This is a genomic window from Chitinimonas viridis (assembly GCF_030409555.1).
Classification (GTDB): Bacteria; Pseudomonadota; Gammaproteobacteria; order Burkholderiales; family Chitinimonadaceae; genus Chitinimonas; species Chitinimonas viridis.
Genome location: NZ_JAUFPU010000018.1, coordinates 1069978 through 1090534 on the forward strand (window position 1 = coordinate 1069978; position 20557 = coordinate 1090534).

At 63.0% G+C, this 20557-nt stretch carries 19 protein-coding genes and 3 tRNA genes; 9 read left to right on the top strand and 13 right to left on the bottom strand.

The features are described 5' to 3' along the window. Positions 1–284: 284 nt before the first annotated feature. The 3 genes from QWZ03_RS17860 to QWZ03_RS17870 form a co-directional block, all read right to left on the bottom strand. Complete coding sequence (locus tag QWZ03_RS17860) at positions 285–1148, bottom strand: glycosyltransferase family 2 protein (protein ID WP_290333964.1); 864 nt, start codon at positions 1146–1148, stop codon at positions 285–287. 105 nt (positions 1149–1253) lie between these two features. Beyond that, entirely contained in the window at positions 1254–3227 is a 1974-nt protein-coding gene (gene parE / locus QWZ03_RS17865) for a DNA topoisomerase IV subunit B (RefSeq protein WP_290333965.1), read from the bottom strand. A 268-nt stretch (positions 3228–3495) separates the two neighbouring features. Further along, positions 3496–4161 carry a TraB/TrbI/VirB10 family type IV secretion system protein gene (locus tag QWZ03_RS17870; protein ID WP_290333966.1) on the bottom strand — a complete coding sequence of 222 codons (666 nt, stop codon included), beginning with the start codon at positions 4159–4161 and terminating at the stop codon, positions 3496–3498. Positions 4162–4450: 289 nt separating this feature from the next. On the opposite strand from QWZ03_RS17870, the gene QWZ03_RS17875 reads away from it, so the two are divergent. Next, positions 4451–4945, top strand: coding sequence for a hypothetical protein (locus QWZ03_RS17875; RefSeq protein ID WP_290333967.1), 495 nt, complete (start codon positions 4451–4453; stop codon positions 4943–4945). 128 nt (positions 4946–5073) lie between these two features. Here the strand turns inward: QWZ03_RS17875 and QWZ03_RS17880 are convergent. After that, positions 5074–5149: transfer RNA gene (locus QWZ03_RS17880), tRNA-Met, on the bottom strand. Between the two features lie 62 nt (positions 5150–5211). Next, positions 5212–6036 (bottom strand): undecaprenyl-diphosphate phosphatase, encoded by an 825-nt coding sequence (locus tag QWZ03_RS17885; RefSeq protein WP_290333968.1) that lies wholly within the window; start codon positions 6034–6036, stop codon positions 5212–5214. 362 nt (positions 6037–6398) lie between these two features. Between QWZ03_RS17885 and QWZ03_RS17890 the strand changes: the two genes are divergently transcribed. Further along, positions 6399–7610 carry a cyclic di-GMP phosphodiesterase gene (locus tag QWZ03_RS17890; protein ID WP_290333969.1) on the top strand — a complete coding sequence of 404 codons (1212 nt, stop codon included), beginning with the start codon at positions 6399–6401 and terminating at the stop codon, positions 7608–7610. 2 nt (positions 7611–7612) lie between these two features. On the opposite strand, the gene QWZ03_RS17895 is transcribed toward QWZ03_RS17890, so the two are convergent. From QWZ03_RS17895 to argH, 7 genes are all read right to left on the bottom strand, one after another. After that, on the bottom strand, positions 7613–7900 hold the full coding sequence (locus QWZ03_RS17895; protein WP_308447581.1) for a YkgJ family cysteine cluster protein: 288 nt from the start codon (positions 7898–7900) through the stop codon (positions 7613–7615). Further along, a complete protein-coding gene (locus QWZ03_RS17900) occupies positions 7897–8358 on the bottom strand; it encodes a DMT family transporter (RefSeq protein ID WP_290333970.1) in 462 nt (153 codons plus the stop codon). The genes QWZ03_RS17895 and QWZ03_RS17900 overlap by 4 nt, the downstream gene beginning before the upstream one ends. A 16-nt stretch (positions 8359–8374) precedes the next feature. Continuing rightward, a complete protein-coding gene (gstA, locus tag QWZ03_RS17905; protein ID WP_290333971.1) occupies positions 8375–8983 on the bottom strand; it encodes a glutathione transferase GstA in 609 nt (202 codons plus the stop codon). A 25-nt stretch (positions 8984–9008) separates the two neighbouring features. After that, a complete protein-coding gene (locus tag QWZ03_RS17910) occupies positions 9009–10934 on the bottom strand; it encodes a sensor domain-containing diguanylate cyclase (protein ID WP_290333972.1) in 1926 nt (641 codons plus the stop codon). Between the two features lie 204 nt (positions 10935–11138). Then, positions 11139–12140: a porphobilinogen synthase gene (gene hemB, locus QWZ03_RS17915; RefSeq protein WP_290333973.1), complete on the bottom strand. Its 1002-nt coding sequence runs from the start codon at positions 12138–12140 to the stop codon at positions 11139–11141. Between the two features lie 28 nt (positions 12141–12168). Then, entirely contained in the window at positions 12169–12627 is a 459-nt protein-coding gene (locus QWZ03_RS17920) for a GNAT family N-acetyltransferase (protein ID WP_290333974.1), read from the bottom strand. After that, complete coding sequence (gene argH, locus QWZ03_RS17925) at positions 12627–14015, bottom strand: argininosuccinate lyase (RefSeq protein WP_284195673.1); 1389 nt, start codon at positions 14013–14015, stop codon at positions 12627–12629. The genes QWZ03_RS17920 and argH overlap by 1 nt, the downstream gene beginning before the upstream one ends. A gap of 210 nt (positions 14016–14225) precedes the next feature. On the opposite strand from argH, the gene QWZ03_RS17930 reads away from it, so the two are divergent. The 5 genes from QWZ03_RS17930 to QWZ03_RS17950 all read left to right on the top strand — a co-directional run bounded on the left by QWZ03_RS17930 (position 14226) and on the right by QWZ03_RS17950 (position 16514). Next, positions 14226–14876, top strand: coding sequence for an SPOR domain-containing protein (locus QWZ03_RS17930; RefSeq protein ID WP_290333975.1), 651 nt, complete (start codon positions 14226–14228; stop codon positions 14874–14876). Positions 14877–14924: 48 nt separating this feature from the next. Then, a complete protein-coding gene (locus QWZ03_RS17935) occupies positions 14925–15569 on the top strand; it encodes a thiol:disulfide interchange protein DsbA/DsbL (RefSeq protein ID WP_290333976.1) in 645 nt (214 codons plus the stop codon). A 151-nt stretch (positions 15570–15720) separates the two neighbouring features. Beyond that, positions 15721–16140 carry a VOC family protein gene (locus QWZ03_RS17940; protein WP_290333977.1) on the top strand — a complete coding sequence of 140 codons (420 nt, stop codon included), beginning with the start codon at positions 15721–15723 and terminating at the stop codon, positions 16138–16140. A 200-nt stretch (positions 16141–16340) separates the two neighbouring features. Beyond that, a tRNA-Lys gene (locus QWZ03_RS17945) sits at positions 16341–16416 on the top strand. 22 nt (positions 16417–16438) lie between these two features. Next, positions 16439–16514, top strand: a tRNA-Lys gene (locus QWZ03_RS17950). A gap of 99 nt (positions 16515–16613) precedes the next feature. Here QWZ03_RS17950 and QWZ03_RS17955 read toward each other — a convergent pair. Beyond that, entirely contained in the window at positions 16614–17096 is a 483-nt protein-coding gene (locus tag QWZ03_RS17955) for a VOC family protein (protein WP_290333978.1), read from the bottom strand. A 202-nt stretch (positions 17097–17298) separates the two neighbouring features. On the opposite strand from QWZ03_RS17955, the gene QWZ03_RS17960 reads away from it, so the two are divergent. Continuing rightward, entirely contained in the window at positions 17299–18705 is a 1407-nt protein-coding gene (locus QWZ03_RS17960; RefSeq protein WP_290333979.1) for a TAXI family TRAP transporter solute-binding subunit, read from the top strand. 120 nt (positions 18706–18825) lie between these two features. Beyond that, entirely contained in the window at positions 18826–20544 is a 1719-nt protein-coding gene (locus tag QWZ03_RS17965) for a cation:proton antiporter domain-containing protein (RefSeq protein ID WP_290333980.1), read from the top strand. The last annotated feature ends 13 nt before the right edge of the window (positions 20545–20557 follow it).

Genomic DNA, 20557 nt, shown 5'->3' on the forward strand with positions numbered 1-20557 from the left:
AGGAAGAGCCTACTGGTTCAGGCTGCGCCTACGTTCAGCGCCAGGGTCTCCCTGGCGCCTGCCCAGGCGTCACACCCACTGATGCCTTCAGCCCATGATAGGCTCGCTAACGAGCGCCAGCGAGGCTCCCTCGCGGCGGCGAGGGCGGGGGGAGTGGGAATAAATCAAGGAAGAGCCTACTGGTTCAGGCTGCGCCTACGTTCAGCGCCAGGGTCTCCCTGGCGCCTGCCCAGGCGTCACACCCACTGATGCCTTCAGTCCATGAAAGGCTCGGTAACAGGCTCTCAATCAAACGCCAGCGGGCGGCCTAGCCTCCCCAGGCGGCGCTTGAGGTAGCATTTGAGCCGGGCCAGGCGATAGGCCAGGCTGCTATCGGGCGCCGTCAGCGGGCCGTTGTAGGCCGTGCCGCGTCGCAGATAGTAGCGGTTGAAGGTGGACTGGGTGATCCCCCACTTGGCCAGGAACTGGCCGCCACCATCGTTCTTGCGGATGCGGCCGGTAGAGCGGCACTGGAAATGGTAGACCCGGCTGGCGGCCACGCCGTGGAACACCCGGCAGCCGGCTGCCCACATCTTGATGGCGAAATCGGTATCGGATGCCATGCCCGGCGACAGCTCCACGCTATAGCCACCCACCAGTTGCCACCAGTTGCGGTGTACCAGGGTGGGGGGCCAGGAGGCGCCCTGCCAGTCGGCATGGGGCAAGCTGGCATAGTCGGCCAGCAGCTCGGCTTCCCGCAGCGTTTCCAGGCTGGTGCCGTAATCGGCCACGATCACGCAGGCATTGCCGGTGGCACGCGGCTCTATCATGGTGCCCGACAGCAGAAAGGCGTCGTCCGGCTGGCGCTGTGCGACCTCCAGCAAGGCGGTGTCCCAGCCGGGTAGTACCACCATGTCGTCGTTGAGAAAGACGATGTAATCCTGGGTGGCCAAGGCCGCAGCCTTGTTCATGGCCGCGCAGATGCCCACATTGGTGGGGGTGTGGCTGTACTTGATGCCCTGGGCCTTGGCCCAGGCCAGGCTGCCATCGCTGCCGTCGTTCAGGTGCAGGATGATCTCGTGCGCATGGGCAGAATGGCGGCGTATGCTTTCCACGCAGGCCTGCAGATAGGGCAGGTTGTTCCAGGTGGGTATCAGGATGGTGAGCATCTAGGCTCCTCCAGAACAGGGAGGCCGGCCACCTGGGGCGCGACCGGCAGGATCAGGGTTGGGCCGGCTGGCAGCATGCCATCCGCCGGCCCAGGCGGGGATAGGCTAGATATCCCCTTCGGCCAGGTTGCCGTTTTCTTCCAGCCAGGCCCGGCGGGACGAGGCTTCGCCCTTGCCCATCAGCATGGTCATGATGCGGCGTGTATCGTCCTCGGCTGCGTCGAAATCAATCTGCAGGGTGCGGCGGGTGTCGGGATTCATGGTGGTCTCGAACAACTGTTCGGCGTTCATTTCACCCAGGCCCTTGAAGCGGCTGATGCCCCAGCTGCCCTCGCGCACCTTCTCCAGCCGCAGCTTGTCCAGCACGGCTTCCAGCTCACCATCGTCCAGCGCATAGAACTTGCGCGGCGGCTTGCTCTTGCCCGAACCCGGTACGTCTATCCGGTACAGCGGCGGCTGGGCGATATGGATATGGCCGTGCTTGACCAGCTGCGGGAAGTGCCGGCAGAACAGGGTCAGCAACAGTACCTGGATATGCGAGCCATCCACGTCGGCATCGCTCATGATCAGGATGCGGCCGTAGCGCAGCCCGCTGAGGTCTATGGCGCTGTCCGGCTTGTGTGGGTCTACGCCTATGGCCACCGCAATATCGTGGATTTCGTTGTTGCCGAACAATTCGCCGGCATCGACTTCCCAGCTGTTGAGCACCTTGCCGCGCAAGGGCAGGATGGCCTGGAAGTCCTTGTCCCGGCCCTGCTTGGCGCTGCCGCCGGCCGAATCGCCCTCGACCAGGAACAGCTCGCGCCGGCCCACATCCTCGCTGGTGCAGTCGGTCAGCTTGCCTGGCAGCACAGCCACACCGCTGGTCTTCTTCTTGATGACGGTCTTGGCGGCCTTCATGCGGCTCTGGGCCTGGCGTATCGCCAGCTCGGCCAGCTTCTTGCCGTAGTCCAGGTGTTCATTCAGCCACAGCTCGAATGGATCGCGCACCTGGGTCGATACCAGCCGCAGCGCATCGCGGCTGGATAGCCGCTCCTTGGTCTGGCCCTGGAACTGCGGGTCCAGCACCTTGGCGCTCAATACGAAGGAGGCCCGTGCAAACAGGTCTTCCGGCAGCAGCTTGACGCCCTTGGGCAGCAGGTTGTGCAGGTCGATGAAATTCTTGATGGCATTGAATACCCCATCGCGCAGACCCGTCTCGTGGGTGCCGCCCGAAGGAGTGGGGATCAGGTTGACGTAGCTCTCACGGGCAATGCCGCCCTCTTCCGTCCAGGTAATCACCCAGGCGGCGCCCTCGCCGCTGGAGAAGCTCTCATTGGCCTCGGTGATATAGCGCTCGCCACGGAACAGCGGCACGATCAGGTCGGCGCCGCTCAGCTGCTCGTTCAGGTAGCCGGTCAAACCGTCCGGATAGGTCCAGCTCTGGGTATCGCGGCTGCCGTCCTTTTTCTCGGTAATCAGCGTGACGGTAATGCCGGGCAGCAGAACCGCCTTGGAACGCAGGATATGCGCCAGCTCGCCCATGGGGATGGCCGGCGAGTCGAAATACTTGGCATCGGGCCAGCAGCGCACGGTCGTACCGGTGTTCTTCTTGCCCACTTCCTTGACGACGGCCAGCGGCTCGATCACAAAGCCATCGCCAAAGGCCAGCGCATGCTCGGCGCCATCGCGCTTGACCCGTACTTCCAGCCGGGTGGAGAGCGCATTGGTCACGCTGACGCCCACGCCATGCAAGCCGCCCGAGAAGCTGTAGGCGCCGCCGTCCTTTTTGTTGAACTTGCCGCCCGCATGCAGCTGGGTGAACACCACTTCCACCGTAGGGACGCCCATTTCCGGGTGTATGCCCACCGGTATGCCCCGGCCATCGTCAGCCACGCCGATGGAGCCATCCTGGTAGACCACCACCTCGATACTCTTGGCGTAGCCCGCCAGCGCCTCGTCGGCGGCGTTGTCTATCACTTCCTGGATGATATGGAGCGGATGCTCGGTACGGGTGTACATGCCGGGCCGGTGTTTTACCGGCTCCAGGCCCTTGAGTACCTTGACGGAAGATTCGTCGTATTGCGGGGCGGCGGCCATTACAGGTCTTTCTATTGCTGCAGTTGCGCGGAGTCTAGGGGCGCGAGCCTGCCGGGGCAAGTCCGGCGGGCGCCCAGGGTGTAGCGGGTCTTAGATGGCAGCGGTTTAGCCCGCCCCGCCAGGGGTAGGCCGGGCTGGGTGTGGTTGGTGGCGCTTAGAGCGGCTAACAAAACCCAGCGTAGCGGTTCTGGCTAGGCGTGTGAGCGCAGACAGTACGTGGGTACGGCAAGCTCGCACAACAACGCCAGAAGGGTTTTGTTAGCCGCTCTTACTGCGGCGTACCACCCAGCACGATATTAAACTCACGGCCCGGCTCCAGTGCCAGCATGGGCAGCAGGGTCTCGCTGCTGCGCACTTCACGAACGGCATCGCCTTCCACCCTGGGTGCCTTGTCGCCACCCATCAGGTCATCGGTCAGCCCCAGCGAGGCACGGCCCAGCGCCGATTTGGCGGCCCGTTGCAGGAAATTCTGCTTGGCCTGCGCGCCCACCCCCATCAACAGCAGATCCTTGGCGGCCTGCCCCCACAGCAAAGGCGCCTTGATGCCATTGCGGGCATCCTTGTCCGCCGCAAAGCCACGCACGGGCCGGCTGGCGATCTCGCGCCCCTGGCCATCAAAGCAGCGTAACAGGCGCGGCTGCACGGTAATCCGCTCAGACGACAGATTGGCCCAGCCCTCGGCCTCGAACACACATTCACTGGCGCCCTGCACCGGCTGCGGCAGCCGCGCCAGATCGGTCACCTTGAGGATGAACTGGGCCGGCGTAGCCTGGCCGCTCAGGCCGGCCGCCACATCGGCACCAATCAGGGTGCTGACCGGCACGCCACGCGCCCAGGCCGGCGGCAACTGCACCGGTGCGGCGGCAGGTTGGTCTGCAGCGTGCAGCAAGGGGGATAGCAACAGGGCAGCAAGTAGGCTAGGCAAGTGGCGCATGGCGGTTTCGATGGCTTAGGCGTAATGGAGCCCAGATAGTAGACCAGGCGGGGCAAAGCAGAAAGCCACATGCGGGACGCGGTTTTTTGGCGGTAGGGCTTGCCGTCTAGTGGCACAATCCCATGCTAAGAGTTCGGGCGTTGATGTAAAGACGTTGAAAGTGGTGCATTTAAGGCTCTGATGTTCTTGGCTGCGGGAACCGGCCTCGTGACCCAGGCAAAATGCTAAACATTTTACCTCGCTGCTAAATTACCTATTGAGTCCTCGGCGTCGCTTACCAGTCATCCCTATGCCGTACACCAGAGAACAAGCCTATCTGGCGCTAGCCACCCTAAATCCCGCTCCGGTATTCCTGGATGCCTACCGCACGCGGGCGCTCCCCCGAAATCTGGATATCTACATCGGCGTACCTGAGGAGTTCTTCATCGCGCCGGATGCACAGGAGGCATATACAGCCAATGTACTGATTCCCATCCTGGATGACGGAAATTTTGGTCTGGTTACCTTCCTCAATCCGGAGTCAGGGGAGCTTGTTCAAATGTATGTGGAGGATGATTCAGGGGAGCCCCACGCCATTCATCGTGGTTGGCAGCAGTACTTGGCCTGTTTGCTGGTAAGGATTTCGGAGTCTGAGGACAATGACGAAGCACTCCGCGAGATTGCCGGCTTGGTTGGATTCTCTGAGATTGACGCGTTCACCGCATTTATGACGCAATCAGGGGCGATGACGGGTAAGGCGTATGAGTTGGCAAGGGAGCGTTTCATACGCAGCGTTTCAGTCTGACGGCAGGCATATGAAAACGGTGGGAGCAACCGTACTGTATGCCAGCAACGGCCGTGCTTGAGAGATCGAATTTCGACAGAAAAACGAAAAGGCCCTAGATGCTTTCGCGTCTAAGGCCTTGATGTTCTTGGTTGCGGGAACAGGACTCGAACCTGTGACCTTCGGGTTATGAGCCCGACGAGCTGCCAACTGCTCCATCCCGCGACAGAGAGGAAAGATTATGTCGGATACTTGATGGGTCGTCAAGCACTGTGTGCAATTAAATGTCAGGCGGTCCAGTTTACCCAGCCTGTGTAGGCGGTGAGCAACACCACGAAGCCGAAGGCGATGCGGTACCAGGCGAAGACCACGAAGGTATGGCTGGCGATAAAGCGCAGCAGGGCACGTACGGCGATCAGGGCGAAGACGAAGCTGGCGACCAGGCCGACACCAAACACCGGGATGTCTTGTGCGGTCATGGCGGGCAGGTGCTTGTACAGGCTGTAGAGCGAGGCGGTGCCCAACACCGGGATGCCGAGGAGGAAGGAGAACTCGGTGGCAGCCTGGCGGGACAGGCCGAAGAACAGCCCGCCTATGATGGTGGAGCCGGAGCGCGAGGTGCCCGGTATCAGGGCCAGGCATTGCGCCAGGCCGATCTTGAGGGCCATGCCGGGGGTGATGTCGTCCATGGTCTGGGCGCTGATGCTGTGTTGGCGCTTTTCGGCCCACAGGATGATCAAACCACCCACGATAAAGCTGATGGCCACGCAGATGGGGTTGAACAGCACGGACTTGATCTGGCTACCGAACAGCTTGCCCAGGGCCAGTGCCGGTATGGCGGCGATGGCGAGGTTGAGCAGCAGTTGCCGGCCGGGGCCGGGCTGGCGGGCGCCAGCTGCGGCCTGTATCAGCCGGCTACGGTATTCCCAGGCCACGGCCAGGATGGCACCCAGCTGGATGAAGATCTCGTAGACATCGCGTTTTTCCTTGTCTAGGAAATCCAGCAGGTGGCCGGTCAATATCAGGTGGCCGGTGCTGGAAATGGGCAGGAACTCGGTGAGGCCCTCGACGATGCCCATGATGAGCGACTTGAACAACAGCAGAAAATCCATGGCGGGGGTGGTCTTGCTAGGTAAAGAGTTAAGGGCGGGGACGAGGCCCGGCGTGGTGCGGTGGGGATGGTAGGGAGTTTGCCCCTATTTCATCAAAGCAACGGCCAGCAACCTGGCTTGTGTCGCAATACGGCGTTGCTTGAGAAGAATCCTGCCTTATATATCAATCCGGTACTGCGTTGAAGGGGGTCATTCGCGCCTTGCCCTGCTGGGCAGCCGCAGTCTCTGGCAACCCCCACCGTACAGGTTGCCGGATATATTTATCCAGGGCGCTGATGCCCGGTGTTGGGTGCTGCGGATTATCGTCTAGACTGGATTGAACCCGCTCGATTAGAGGTGGGGTCGAGCCTGGAGTTTCTTACATGATCAAGCGTGTTTCCTCCAACGAACTCAAGGTCGGGATGTATATCCACGATCTGGGGGCCGACTGGTCCCAGCACCCCTTCATGCGCTCGGCGTTTCCGATCAAGTCGGAAAAAGAAATAGAAACCATCATCAAGTGCGCCATTCCTGAAGTCTACATCGACACCGACCGGGGCCTTGATGTTCCCGATGCCCCCACCCAGGAAGAAGTGCAGACCGCCCTGCAGGCCGAGATGATCGCCATTGCCGAGAGCGAGCCTGCCCCACGCATACGGATATCGACCGCCGAGGAAATGGGGCGTGCCCGCGCCATCAAGAGCCAGGCCGCCAATCTGGTGCGCAATGTGATGCAGGACGCGCGGCTGGGCAAGGCGGTCAATATGGAGGCGGTGGAGCCGGTGGTGGCCGGCATCACCGAGTCGATACTGCGCAATTCCGGCGCGCTGATCGGGCTGATGCACATCAAGAACAAGGACGACTATACCTTCCTGCATTCGGTCAGCGTCTGTACCTTTATGGTGGCGTTCTGCCGCTCGGTCGGGCTGGATGCCGAGACGACCCGGCAGGCGGGCCTGGGCGGCCTGCTGCACGATACCGGCAAGGCATTGGTGCCGGACGGCATATTAAACAAGCCGGGGCGGCTCACCGACGAGGAATTCGAGATCGTCCGCCGCCATCCGCGCGACGGCTACGAGATATTGCTCAAGACCCCTGGCGTAGGGCCGATTCCGCTCGATATCACGCTGCACCACCACGAACGGGTGGATGGTTCGGGCTACCCGGACAAACAGGCGGCCGACCAGATCAGCACGCTGGCCAAGATGTGCGCCATTGTCGATGTCTACGACGCCATCACGGCAGACCGCTGCTATCACAAGGGCATGCCGCCCACCGATGCGCTGCGCAAGATATTCGAATGGAGCAAGTTTCACTTCGAGCCCGACCTGGTCAAGGCCTTCATGCGCTGCGTCGGCATCTACCCGGTAGGCACCCTGGTGCTGCTGGAAAGCGGCCGGCTGGGCCTGGTGACCGAGCACAACGAGGAAAGCCTGCTACAGCCCAAGGTCAAGGTGATCTTCGACACCAAGAAGGGCTATCTGCCACCGACCGAGATCGATCTGGCCAAACCTACCGGCAAAACGGGGGCGGACAAGATAGTCAGCCATGAGAGCCCGTCCAAGTGGAAGATTGATACCCAGCGGTTTCTGTAGACCTAATGCCTTGACAAGCGGGCCGCAGGGGTGAACTCGCCGGTTTCCCGCTCCAGCCAACCCAGGTAATGCATGGCTTGTTCGCGGCTGTTGCCGCACATCTCCTGGCTGGGCTGCAGCCCACCGCAGACGGCGGGCCGCTCGGGCTTGCCGAACAGCTTGCATAGATCGCGCTCGTCCAGCTGCACGCAACGCTCCCCTGCCCGCTTGCCATGGGGCATGCCGGGTATGGGGGAGGAGATCGACGGCGCGATGCAGCAGGCTGCGCAGCCCAGGCGGCATTCCATCATTTGCCCAGCCTGTCGCCATAGTTGACCAGCAATACGCCAACCACCACTAACAGGGCACCCACTAGCCGTGCTGGCGAGACCTCGCGCACGGCCAGGCCCAGCCAGCCGTAGCGGTCAAACAGCAGGGATAGCAGTATCTGGCCGGCGATGATCAGCGACAGCATGGCCGCTACGCCTATGCGCGGGGCCAGCAGGGTGGTGCCGAAGACAAACAGGGCGCCCATGAGCCCGCCGCTGAGCTGCCAGCCGCTGACCTGTGCCAGGCCCGCCAGGCCGGACCAGCGCTGGCCGGTCAGTGCGGCGATCAGCAGCAGGGCCAGGGTGCCGACGGCGAAGGACAGCAGGGCGGCCAGCAGGGTGCTGCCGCCGATCTGCAGCTTGAGCTGGTTGTTGATGGCGGCCTGTAGCGGCACCACACAGCCTATGGCGAAGGCAAATAGATAATAGAGTGTAGTCATGGGGCGTAGGACAGGGTCAGTCGAGCAGGCCTTCGGCACGCAGGGCGGCCTGCACGGCGGGGCGCTGGGACACGCGCTGCATATAGTCTCCCAGATGCGGCCAGGGGGCCAGGCTGATCTTGAGGAAGTTGCACCAGTTGACGCAGGTGTACAGATAGCCGTCGGCCACGGTAAAGGTATCGCCCATCAGGTAGTCATGCTGGCCCAGGTGCTGATCCAGCCAGCCAAACCATTGCTCCAGCCGGGCTTGGGCGGCCGCACGTGTCTCGGCTGGGGCGCTGGGGTTCCAGAGCGGGCCGAAGGCTTTGTGTATCTCGGTGCCGATAAAGGTAAGCCACTCCTGCAGGCGATAGCGGGCCATGCTGCCATGGGGCGGTGCCAGCTGGCTCAGCGGTAGCTGGTCGGCGATGTATTGGACGATGGCTGGGCCTTCGGTCAGCGTTGCGCCGTCATCGAGTATCAGGGTGGGCACGTAGCCCTTGGGGTTGATGGTGTAGAAATCGGTGCCGTCCTGGGTCTGGTGGTTCTTGAGGTTGACCCTGACCAGTTCGACCGGTAGTCCGGCCTCGCGCAGGGCGATATGGGGGGAGAGCGAGCAGGCGCCGGGGGAGTAGTAGAGCTTCATGGCGAGGAATATCCGGGTGAGGGGTTTAGCGTAGGGTATCGGAGACGACGGGCTTGTAAGCCATGACGCGGTTGCGGCCCGCCGCCTTGGCGGCATAGAGCGCCTGGTCGGCTTCCTTCAGCAGGCTTTCGATATCGGGCGACAGTTCGTTGGACAGGGTGCAGCCCACGCTCATGGTGATAGCCAGGGCATGACCATCCTCCAGTACTATGGGTTTGCTGGCTAGTGCGTTGCGCAGCCGTTCGGCTGCTTCCAGCAGGCCGGTTTCCGCCTCTTCGGGCAGCAGGACGGCAAATTCCTCGCCCCCCAGGCGGCCAAACAGGTCGGTTTCGCGCAGCTCGCCCTGCATGCGCTCGGCAAATCGTTGCAGCACTTGGTCACCGGCATCATGGCCATGGGTATCGTTGACAGTCTTGAAGTGATCCAGATCCAGCATCAGCACGCCTACCTGATGGCCATAGCGCACGGCGCGCAGCCACTCCAGCTGTGCCCGCTCCAGAAAGTAGCCGCGATTGGGCACGCCGGTGAGCGGGTCCAGGGTGGCGCGGCGCCAGAGTGATTCCTGGGCCCGCTTGCGCTCGCTGATATCGGTGAGGTTGACGAAATAAGCCCGCTCGCCCTGGTATTCGATGACGGAACCGGACAGGGCTACCCAGTAGCTGTCGCCATTGGGCCGGCGAAACTTGAGCTCGTAGTCGGTCAGCGACTGGCGGGCGGTCAGTTGCGCGGTGATCTCCACATGATGCTCGGGCCGCAGGTAGAGCTGGGTCAGGGGCTGGCCTATCAGCGATTCGACCGGCAGGCCGCATAGCTCGGCAGCGGCCTTGTTGGCCTGCAGGATGATGTCGCCGTCAGCCCTTACCAGCAACAGCGGGCGCGAGATGGTCTCGATGGCGCGCACGATATGGGCATCCTGCTCCTGCAGCCGTTGTGCGCCCAACTGCAGTGCCAGGGCCAGCTTGGCCTCGCGCCAGCCGCGCCAGATCATGGCCAGGCCAAAGCACAGCAGCACCAGCAGGGTACTGACATAGGCACCGGCCTTCAGGCGCCAGTCGCCGTAATAGGCATTCTCGGGCTGGCCCACCAGCACGATGAAGGGAAAATGCTCCAGCCGGCGGAAGGTATAGCCCCGCTCCACGGCATCGTAGGGGGAGCGGGTCACGGTATAGCCGGTACTGCGGCCATCGACCCAGGAACTCAGTAGCAGGCTGTTGGCCGGGGCTTTGCCGATCGCACCGGAAATTTCAGGGTAGCGGGCCACTACCAGCAGATTGTTGTCGGTCAGGGTAAAGACGCTGCCCTCCACGGCCTCCAGCCGTCGTGCCAGTTGATGGAAGTACTCCAGCTTGACCAGCGCCACCACCATGCCGCCCATCTGCCTATCCCTCGAGGGGATGCGGCGCGCCATCAGGAAGCCCAATTCTATGGAGTTCGGTATCTGCATGGGGGGTGAGAACACCAGCTCCTGCCCTGGGTTGTCTTGCAGCTGCTGATAGAAGCCACGCTGGCGGGCATCGGCCGGGCCATAGTAGCCAGGGCTAAGCGCGGTGCTGCCGTCGGGTGATACAAAGGCCAGGAACTCGACCTGCGGCAGGGTGGATAGCTTGTCATCGAGCAGGATGGAGAGGCTGAGTTTTTCGTCTGCCGTGATGGTGGGCAGGCGCGCCAGCTGGCGGGTGTCGGCCCGGCCGGCGAGGTCGCGCAGCACCAGGTCGGTCTCGCGGAAGGCGCCGTCCAGCTGTTCCTTGAGCAGCAGGCTGAGGTTATGGCCTGCCAGTTGCGAGGCTTTACGGGTGTCCTGGTGAGATAGCACGAGTTCCCAGGCGATCAGGCTACTCATGACGCAGGCAGCCGCCAGCAACCAGCTCAGCAGGCGTCGCCGCGCCTGCAGGAACTCGCGAATTTCCACCAGCCGGTGTGGCCGCCGCAGTAATGAACGTGTTTGGGACATGGGGCGTGGTCGCCGGGTCCTGCAACAGTTGACGCTGCAAAGTATAGAAGTCGACCCGGCGGCTTGCCGGGCGGTTTGCAGTATCGACGGTGGCGTGGCCCGGCAGCTTGGGTGCTGTCCCTGCTGCACCCGCTGCGGGTCAGCGGTTTAGAGCCTACGACTTTTTCGCCCCAGCACCGGAGTGAAAAAATCGTGAACAGGCACTTAGCCGCGCAACCACGCTGCTGCCTGGGGGGCGAAGTAGGTCAGTACGCCATCTGCGCCCGCCCGTTTCATCGCTGTCAGCGCCTCCATGGCCGCGGCGCGCTCGTCCAGCCAACCATTCTGGGCTGCTGCCTTGATCATGGCGTATTCACCCGACACCTGATAGACATAGGTGGGCACACGGAACTCGTCCTTTACCCGCCGCACGATATCCAGGTACGGCAGGCCAGGCTTGACCATGACCATGTCGGCACCTTCCTGCAGGTCCAGTGCCACTTCGTGCAGGGCCTCGTCCGAGTTGGCTGGGTCCATCTGGTAGTTGTACTTGTTGCCCTTGCCCAGGTTGCCGGCCGACCCCAGCGCATCGCGGAAAGGGCCGTAGTAGGACGACGCGTACTTGGCCGAATAGGCCATGATGCGGGTATGGATAAAGCCGGCCGCATCCAGGCCCTTGCGGATTTCGCCGATACGGCCGTCCATCATGTCGCTGGGGGCAACGATATCGACGCCGGCTTCGGCATGGCAAAGCGCCTGCCGGACCAGGATGGCGACGGTTTCATCGTTCATCACATAGCCGGCATCATTGATCACGCCATCCTGGCCGTGGCTGGTATAGGGGTCGAGGGCGCCGTCGGTGATGACGCCCAGTTCCGGAAAACGCGACTTCAGGGCGCGCACCACGGTGGGTATCAGCCCTGCCGGGTCGCAGGCAGCTTCGCCATCGGCAGTCTTGGGGCCTTGTATCACCGGGAACAGGGCCAGTGCCGGTATGCCCAGGCTGAGCGCCTCCTCGGCCTTGGGCAGCAGCGCCTCCAGGCTCATGCGTACCACGCCGGGCATGGAGGCCACGGCTTCTTCGCGCTTGCCCTGCCCTTCCAGCATAAACACCGGCCAGATCAGATCGTTGGTGCTGAGTACATGCTCACGCATCAGGCGGCGGCTGAACTCGTCGCGCCGCATGCGGCGGGGGCGGTAGCTGGGGTACTGGCGGTTGCTGTGCATGGTGGCGTTCCGGTAAGGGCAGAGACGGTCAGGCGGCAGGCGGGGTCCACACCATATCGATATGGGGGATATCGTCTTCGAGATAGGTCTCGCTGATGGGCACAAAGCCCAGCGACTGGTAAAAGCCGCTCAGATAGGCCTGCGCGCCTATGGTGTTGGGTTGGCCGGGGTAAGTGCGCTGGTGGCCGGCCAGGCCTTCCAGCATCAGGGCCTTGCCGGCACCTGTGCCACGGGCCTCGGCCGCAGTCACCACGCGGCCCAGCGAGGGCGTGGCGTATTTATGGCCGGCTGGCACCAGCCGCAGATAGGCCACCAGCCGGCCTTCGGCATTGCGGCCCAGCAGATGGTGGCTGTCGAGATCCTTGGCGTCGAGATCGGGGAAGGGGCAGGTCTGCTCCACCACGAACACGGTCTGCCGCAGCACGCCCACCTCATGCCATTGCAGGCTGCTCAGCTCGGCCAGGGTGGCCCATTGCCACTGCAGCATCAGGCGCTCAGTCGGGCGCGGGCACGGGCGATGGCGGCGCGAACCTGCCTGGGTGCGGTGCCGCCGATATGGTCGCGGCTGGCCAGCGAGCCCTCGGGCGTCAGGACGTCAAACACGTCGCCAGCTATCAGGGGCGAGAAGGTACCCAGTTCCACCAGGCTCAGTTCGGCCAGATCCTTACGCTGTTCGCCGGCATAGCGCACGGCCAGGGCGACGGCCTCGTGGGCATCGCGGAAGGGCAGTCCCTTCTTGACCAGGTAGTCGGCCAGGTCGGTCGCGGTGGCGTAGCCCTGCTTGACGGCACGGCGCATGGCATCGGGTTTGACCACCACGCCGCGCATCATGTCGGCCACAATGCGCAAGGTGGCCGACAGGGTGTCGACGGTGTCGAACAGCGGTTCCTTGTCTTCCTGATTGTCCTTGTTGTAGGCCAGCGGCTGGGCCTTCATCAGGGTCAACAGCGCCATCAGGTGGCCGTTGACGCGGCCGGTCTTGCCCCGCACCAGCTCGGGTACGTCGGGGTTCTTCTTCTGCGGCATGATGCTGGAGCCGGTGCAGTAGCGGTCGGCCATGTCGATAAAGCCAAAACGCGGGTTCATCCACAGCACCAGTTCTTCGGACAGGCGCGACAGATGCGTCATCACCAGGGCCGAGGCCGCCGTGAATTCGATGGCGAAATCACGGTCGCTGACGGCATCGAGCGAGTTTTCGCAAACGGCATCGAAGCCCAGTTGGCGGGCAACGAACTCGCGGTCTATCGGGTAGCTGGTGCCAGCCAGGGCGGCGGCGCCCAGTGGCAGGCGGTTGACGCGCTTGCGGGTGTCGCGCAGGCGCTCCACATCGCGGGCCAGCATCTCCACATAGGCCATCAGGTGATGGCCAAAGGTAATGGGCTGGGCTACCTGCAGGTGGGTAAAGCCCGGCATCACCGTCTCGGCATGCTTCTCGGCCAGGTCCAGCAGCGAGTGCTGCAGGTCTTCTGCCAGGTGCACCAGGGCGTCGATCTCGTGCCGCAGCCACAGGCGGATATCGGTGGCGACCTGATCGTTGCGGCTGCGCCCGGTATGCAGGCGCTTGCCGGCATCGCCTATCAGGTCGGTCAGCCGCTTCTCGATATTCATGTGGACGTCTTCGAGGTCCAGCGACCATTCAAAGGTGCCCGCCTGGATGGATGCCAGTATCCGGGCCATGCCCTCGGTGATGGCGTTCAGGTCGTCACCCGACAGCACCCCCACCTTGTTGAGCATCTGGGCATGGGCCAGCGAGCCCTCGATATCGTATTCCGCCAGGCGCTTGTCGAAGAAGACCGAGGCGGTATAGCGCTTGACCAGTTCGGCAACAGGCTCGGAAAAACGGCCAGACCAGGTTTTCGGGGCAGCGTCTTGCATGAACGCGAGTTCCAGAATGGGGATGAATTGCCCGATTATAGGGCAATTGGTACTTTTGCCGCAGTGCGGCAAAGCCGTAATGTCGCGGTATTGGTCACGAAAGCGATAGATATTGCATTGCCAAGGCCTTGATAGTAAGCGGCGGTTCAGGCTTGCTCGCTATAATGCGGCGATTCGCGTGGCCTTCGCCGCGCTGCACCAGAGTGGGTCATGAGCAAGGATTACAAGAGTAGCAAGCGTCCGGCAGCCAGTAGCAGCAAGCGCGGTGGCGGCGGAGGGGGTACCCTGGCCGGCCTGTTTATCGGGCTGTGCATGGGGCTTGTCATCGCGGTGGCGGCTGCGCTCTATCTGAACAAGGCGCCCAACCCCTTTGCCGGGCGCTTGCCCGACTCGGCACCGGCCAAGCCATCGGCCACACCTGTTGCGCCAGAGATACTGGCGCCGACCGGCTCCAACAACAAGTTGCCGGTGCGGCCGGCCCAGCCTGCGGCCACGCCCCCTGCCAACCAGGGCAAGGACACCCAGCCGTTTACCTTCTATGACATCCTGCCCGAGCCGGCTGCCGAGACCAAACCGGCAACCCCGGCCAAGCCGGCCGATGCGGTGCCGCCTGCCACGGTGCAGCCGGCGCGGGGTAGTTATCTGCAGGTAGGGGCATTCCAGAGCGAGGCCGACGCCGACAACCTCAAGGCCAGACTGGCCCTGCTGGGCATGGAAGCCAGCATCCAGACCAGCGAGGTGGAAGGCAAGGGCGTGCTCCACCGCGTGCGTCTGGGCCCGCTGACCCAGGCCGAGGAAGTAGACCGCGTGCGCGCCCAGCTACGCGTCAACAACATCGACTTTACGCTGATCAAGCAATAGTGCCTGACGGCACACCCGCCCTAACCAACATCCAGCCAGGGAGTAAGCATGCGCATCGCCCAGTTGTTTTCCCGCCTTATTGCATCGGCCGTCGCCGTGTTGGCCCTGCAGGCCACTGCCGCCGATATCCGCCCAGGGGTAGAGTTCGACTACCTGCCCAAGGCCATGCCGACCGAGCCGGCCGGCAAGATCGAGGTGGTGGAATTCTTCTGGTACGGCTGCCCCCACTGCAACCACCTGGAGCCCGCCGTGCAGGCCTGGGCCAAGACCTTGCCGCCTGAGGTGGCATTCCGCCGCGAGCACGTGCTGTGGAATGGCCGTACCGATATGGATGGCCATGCCCGCCTGTTCGTAGCGCTGAAGACCATGAACCAGGTCAATGCCCTGACCCCCAAGGTGTTCGATGCTGTCCACCGCGACAAGATCGAGCTGCGCGACCCCGCCGTGGCCGTGGATTGGGCCACCAAGCAGGGGCTGAATCGCGCCCAGTTCGAATCGGCTTACAACGGCTTCGGCACTGCTGCCTTGCTGGCCCGTGCCAAGCAAATGAGCCATGACTACGATATCGACGGCGTGCCCTCCTTTGTCATCAACGGCAAGTACAAGACCTCGCCCAGCAAGGTCGGTGGCGGCGATCAACGCTTCTTCGAGGTGATCAATGCCCTGATTGCCAAGGAAAAGGCCGCCAAATAAGCCGGCCAGTGCCGTGGCATGAGGAAAGCGCCAGCGATGGCGCTTTTTTCATGGCCCTTGCTGGCAGGCCGTGGTGCGGGTGGCTGGTTGCGCTTGAATTCTGGCGGCCCGGCCTTATGCTCTCGGTTTGCTGATAAAAACGGGAGCGGAAATGAAATACCTGCATACCATGGTGCGCGTCACCGACCTGGACGCTTCGCTGGCGTTCTACCGCGATGCATTGGGGCTGGAACTGGTACACCGCAAGGATTACGAGGCAGGCCGCTTCACCCTGGTCTACCTGGCGGCCCCCGGCGACCACGACGCCCAGGTGGAACTGACCCATAACTGGGACCCCGAGGTCTATACCGGCGGCCGCAACTTTGGCCACATCGCCTATGCCGTGCCCGATATCTACGCAGCCTGCCAACGACTGATGGACCACGGCGTGACCATACTGCGCCCGCCGCGCGATGGCCGCATGGCCTTTGTGCGCTCGCCAGACCAGATATCCATAGAACTGCTGCAGGATGGCGATGCCCTGCCGCCGGCAGAGCCCTGGGTATCCATGGGCAATACCGGCAGCTGGTAAGGCAGTTGATCGGGGCTGCGCTGCGGCCTGGCTGCAGGCGTTTGCGGCAGAGGGTTGCCTAAATCGCCCGACTTGGGCAGAATGCCGCCTTCGAGACCTGACGACGAGGTGTCGGCGCCGCGAAACGGTACCGAACAAACACCGAGATCAACAAAGGTGTTGACACAGCGAACCGCATCGCTATAATGCGCGGCTCCCTGGGGTCGTTAGCTCAGTTGGTAGAGCAGCGGACTTTTAATCCGTTGGTCGCAGGTTCGAGTCCCGCACGACCCACCATAGGGACTCACAAGCAGTATTTGGGGCGTTAGCTCAGTTGGTAGAGCAGCGGACTCTTAATCCGTAGGTCCACAGTTCGAATCTGTGACGCCCCACCAAATACAAAAGCCTGGATGCATCTGCATCCAGGCTTTTTGCTTTACTACGCGCCGTATGAGCCCGGCGGGTGATCCTTCCGCATGCCGGCCCGATCTGCGCTAGCCGCAACCGTTACCGGGCTGCTCGGCAAACATGGCCACCATGCGGCGCTGCATTTCCTCCGGGCCTACGTCCTCGATGTGGGTGGACAGCATCCACTTGTGGCCGAAGGGGTCGCTCAGGCCGCCGCTGCGGTCGCCCCAGAACTGGTTTGCCACCGGCATGGTGAGGGTGGCGCCGGCCTCGACGGCCTGTGCGATGGCGGCGTCGACGTCAGGGACGTAGAGCACGATGGTGGTTGCGGTGTTGCCTATGGTGGTGGGGCTGAGGGCGCCCCATTCGACGGCCTCTTCGCCCATCATGATGGGCGCTTCGCCTATCCTGATCTCGGCGTGCATGATTTTGCCGTCCGGCCTGGGCATGCGCATCAGCTCGACGGCGCCGAAGGCCTGCTTGTAGAAGTCGATAGCGCGGGCGGTGTCCTGGATGGTGAGGTAGGGTATGCCGCAGGCGTAGCCGTCGGGTATGGCTTTGACAGTCATGGTTTCCTCCTGAATGGGGTTTTTGCCGGGTGATCTTGCAGGCGGTGCTTCTGAAGACTAGTGCATGTTCTAGACGGTTATGTGACGGCTTGCCCACTTACCTGCAGACAACTGAGCGTTCGCAGGGGGGAGATTGGCCGTGTTGCCGGTAGCCTGATCCAGGCTGCGTCGTGGCACACTGGCGCAAAGAGAAGGAAACCGCATGCCTCAACCCACCCCTGATCGTATCCACCCCCCGCTGACCTTCCGCCGCAAGGTGGTGCGCAAGGTGCTGCCTGCGCGGTTTCATGCGCGGGTCGAAGCAGTGTCATGGCGTGATATGGCCTTGGTGATCGGGCCGGTGCTCTTGCTGATGGTGGGCTTGGTGGCGGGGGCGATCTGGTGGCTGAATCCGGCGCCGCCCAAGACCCTGACCATCAGCACCGGCCCTGAGGGCAGTGCCTTTCACCGGCATGCCATCAAGTACCGCGATATCCTGGCGCGCGATGGCATCAAGCTGGTGGTGCAGGAATCGGAAGGCTCGCTGGAGAATCTGGCGCGGCTGAGGGCGGGCGGGGCGGATATCGGCTTTGTGATAGATGGGGTATCGCCCGAGGCGGAGCGGCAGGGGCTGGTGTCGCTGGGTAGCGTGTCGCACCAGCCGGTATTTGTGTTCTATCGGGGCGAGCAGGTGCTGACCCGGCTGGCTGAGCTGGAGCACAAGAAGATTTCGATAGGCCGGATCGGTAGCGGTGCGCGGGTGCTGGCGACGGCCATGTTCAAGGCCAATGGTATCGAGCAGGGCCGCAATGCGCAGTTGCGCGGGCTGGAGGCGGGCGATGCCGTCGATGCGCTGATGGCGGGCGAAATCGATGCGGTGCTGCTGATGGGGGATTCGGCGCCGCTGGAGATCACCCGCAAGCTGATGCGGGCGCCGGAGGTGAAGCTGATGAGCTTCTCCCAGGCTGATGCGCTGGTCCGCCGCATGGGGGCGCTGAACAAGCTGGCCCTGCCCATGGGGGCGATCGATATGGCGCGCAATATTCCGCCGGCCGATGTGAGTCTGGTGGCCCCCAATGTGGAGCTGGTGGCGCACGAGCGCTTGCACCCTGCCCTGTCGGATCTGCTGATCGAGGCGGCGCGGGAGGTACATGGCCGGCGCGGCCTGCTGCAGGAGGCGGGGGAGTTTCCGGCAGCCAGGGGCAGCGACTTTGCCCTGAGCGAGGATGCCGCCCGCTATTACCAGTACGGCAAGGGGTTTTTCTACCGCCACCTGCCGTTCTGGCTGGCCAGCCTGCTGGATCGCATCGTGATCATATTGCTGCCGTTGGCGGTGCTGTTGATCCCTGCCCTGCGCCTACTGCCCTGGCTGTACCGCTGGCGCATACAGGCGCGCATCTACCCCTGGTATGGGGCGCTGATCTCGCTGGAGCGGGGGCTGCGTGACGAGGCGGCGCAGGATACGGCTGCCCTGCTGGCCCGGCTGGATGAGATAGAGCAGGGGGTGAATGCGCTGAAGGTGCCGCTGGCTTTTCTCGACCAGATTTATGTGTTGCGCGAGCACGTTGCCTTTGTACGGTCTCGATTGGCATTCAACGCCACGCAAAAAGCGGGAACCGAGCCGGCTTGATCCGGTCGTCACTGGGGTAGACTTGGGCGGCAAGAGCCTGTTCACGGTCTTTTTGCCCCGGTGCGAAAAGACCGTGAACAGGCTCTTGGAATTCTTCAATCCTACTTTAGACAGGTGACCATGCCGCATGACATCAATCTGATCACGACGATCGCCGCCGGCCTGGGGCTGGCCATGATCATGGGCTTTATTGCCTCCCGCCTGCGCATGCCCCCCCTGGTGGGCTATCTGGTGGCTGGCATCATCATTGGCCCATCCACCCCTGGCTATGTGGCCGATGTGGCGCTGGCCGGGCAGTTGGCCGAGATAGGCGTGATGCTGTTGATGTTTGGCGTGGGCCTGCATTTCTCCATGGACGACCTGCTGGCGGTGAAGCGTATCGCCGTGCCGGGCGCCATCGTGCAGATTGCAGTGGCAACGGCCATGGGCATGGGGGTGGCCATATGGTTATGGGATTGGTCGCTGGGGGCGGGCCTGGTGTTTGGCCTGGCGCTGTCGGTGGCCAGTACCGTGGTGCTGTTGCGGGCGTTGGAGGCCCGTGGCGTGCTGGACTCGGTCAACGGCCAGATTGCCGTGGGCTGGCTGGTGGTGGAAGACCTGATCATGGTGCTGGTGCTGGTGTTGCTGCCACCGATGGCAGGCCTGCTGGGCGGCAAGGTTGATGAGGCGGCGCAGGGCGCTGCGGCTGCCGGCACCAGTGTCTGGCTCACCATAGGCATTACTCTGGCCAAGGTGGCGGCGTTCATAGGCCTGATGCTGGTGGTGGGGCGCAAGGTGTTTCCCATGCTGCTGTGGCAGGTGGCACGTACGGGCTCGCGCGAGCTGTTTACCCTGTGCGTGGTGGCAGCGGCGGTTGGGGTGGCTTATGGCTCGGCCAAGCTGTTTGATGTGTCGTTTGCGCTGGGCGCCTTTTTTGCCGGCATGATGATGCGGGAGTCGGAATACAGCCACCGTGCTGCTGATGAATCGCTGCCCTTGCGCGATGCGTTCGCCGTGCTGTTCTTTGTGTCGGTGGGCATGCTGTTCGACCCGCAGGTGCTGCTGGACGAGCCACTCAAGGTATTGGCCGTTGCGGCCATCATCATCGTGGGCAAGACGGTGGCGGCCATGGCGCTGGTGCTGGCTTTCCGCTATCCGCTCAATACCGCCCTGACAGTAGGCGCCAGCCTGGCGCAGATCGGGGAGTTCTCCTTTATCCTGGCCGGCCTGGGGGTGGCGCTGGGCTTGCTGCCTGTAGAGGGGCAGAGCCTGATACTGGCTGGCGCCTTGATCTCGATTGCACTGAATTCCGTGGTGTTCTCGGCCATCTCGCCATTGCAGAACTGGCTGCGCAAGCATTCCGAGCTGGCCCGCAAGCTGGAGGCCCGTACAGATCCGCTGGCCGAGCTGCCGATGAGCACCGACCAGGCCCAGTTGACCGGCCAGGTGGTGCTGGTGGGTTATGGCCGGGTGGGACGACTTATCGCCCGGGCCTTGCGTGAGCAGGAGATTGCCTATGTGGTGGCCGAACAGAACCGTGAAATCGTGGAACGCTTGCGTGGTCGCGGCGTAGCGGCGGTATGTGGCGATGCGGCCGACCCGGCGGTTCTGATACAGGCACATATCCATCGTGCCGGTACGCTGGTGATTGCCACGCCCGATACCTTGAAGGTGCGCAAGATGGTGGAGACAGCCCGGACCCTGAACCCTGGGGTGGAGATACTGGTGCGCAGCCACAACGAGGAAGAGGCCGAGCTACTGAGCAAGGAGAACATCGGCACGGTGTTCCTGGGCGAGGAGCAACTGGCCCTGGGCATGGCCCGGCATATCCTGGCACGCCATGGCGGCGGCAAGGACTGATGCGCCGCGCAGG

What these genes read in the sequence shown, in the direction of transcription:
- QWZ03_RS17860 (WP_290333964.1), bottom strand. Translation starts at nt 1,148, where the DNA reads ATGCTCACCATCCTGATACCCACCTGGAACAACCTGCCCTATCTGCAG.
- parE (WP_290333965.1), bottom strand. Translation starts at nt 3,227, where the DNA reads ATGGCCGCCGCCCCGCAATACGACGAATCTTCCGTCAAGGTACTCAAG.
- QWZ03_RS17870 (WP_290333966.1), bottom strand. Translation starts at nt 4,161, where the DNA reads ATGCGCCACTTGCCTAGCCTACTTGCTGCCCTGTTGCTATCCCCCTTG.
- QWZ03_RS17875 (WP_290333967.1), top strand. Translation starts at nt 4,451, where the DNA reads ATGCCGTACACCAGAGAACAAGCCTATCTGGCGCTAGCCACCCTAAAT.
- QWZ03_RS17885 (WP_290333968.1), bottom strand. Translation starts at nt 6,036, where the DNA reads ATGGATTTTCTGCTGTTGTTCAAGTCGCTCATCATGGGCATCGTCGAG.
- QWZ03_RS17890 (WP_290333969.1), top strand. Translation starts at nt 6,399, where the DNA reads ATGATCAAGCGTGTTTCCTCCAACGAACTCAAGGTCGGGATGTATATC.
- QWZ03_RS17895 (WP_308447581.1), bottom strand. Translation starts at nt 7,900, where the DNA reads ATGATGGAATGCCGCCTGGGCTGCGCAGCCTGCTGCATCGCGCCGTCG.
- QWZ03_RS17900 (WP_290333970.1), bottom strand. Translation starts at nt 8,358, where the DNA reads ATGACTACACTCTATTATCTATTTGCCTTCGCCATAGGCTGTGTGGTG.
- gstA (WP_290333971.1), bottom strand. Translation starts at nt 8,983, where the DNA reads ATGAAGCTCTACTACTCCCCCGGCGCCTGCTCGCTCTCCCCCCATATC.
- QWZ03_RS17910 (WP_290333972.1), bottom strand. Translation starts at nt 10,934, where the DNA reads ATGTCCCAAACACGTTCATTACTGCGGCGGCCACACCGGCTGGTGGAA.
- hemB (WP_290333973.1), bottom strand. Translation starts at nt 12,140, where the DNA reads ATGCACAGCAACCGCCAGTACCCCAGCTACCGCCCCCGCCGCATGCGG.
- QWZ03_RS17920 (WP_290333974.1), bottom strand. Translation starts at nt 12,627, where the DNA reads ATGCTGCAGTGGCAATGGGCCACCCTGGCCGAGCTGAGCAGCCTGCAA.
- argH (WP_284195673.1), bottom strand. Translation starts at nt 14,015, where the DNA reads ATGCAAGACGCTGCCCCGAAAACCTGGTCTGGCCGTTTTTCCGAGCCT.
- QWZ03_RS17930 (WP_290333975.1), top strand. Translation starts at nt 14,226, where the DNA reads ATGAGCAAGGATTACAAGAGTAGCAAGCGTCCGGCAGCCAGTAGCAGC.
- QWZ03_RS17935 (WP_290333976.1), top strand. Translation starts at nt 14,925, where the DNA reads ATGCGCATCGCCCAGTTGTTTTCCCGCCTTATTGCATCGGCCGTCGCC.
- QWZ03_RS17940 (WP_290333977.1), top strand. Translation starts at nt 15,721, where the DNA reads ATGAAATACCTGCATACCATGGTGCGCGTCACCGACCTGGACGCTTCG.
- QWZ03_RS17955 (WP_290333978.1), bottom strand. Translation starts at nt 17,096, where the DNA reads ATGACTGTCAAAGCCATACCCGACGGCTACGCCTGCGGCATACCCTAC.
- QWZ03_RS17960 (WP_290333979.1), top strand. Translation starts at nt 17,299, where the DNA reads ATGCCTCAACCCACCCCTGATCGTATCCACCCCCCGCTGACCTTCCGC.
- QWZ03_RS17965 (WP_290333980.1), top strand. Translation starts at nt 18,826, where the DNA reads ATGCCGCATGACATCAATCTGATCACGACGATCGCCGCCGGCCTGGGG.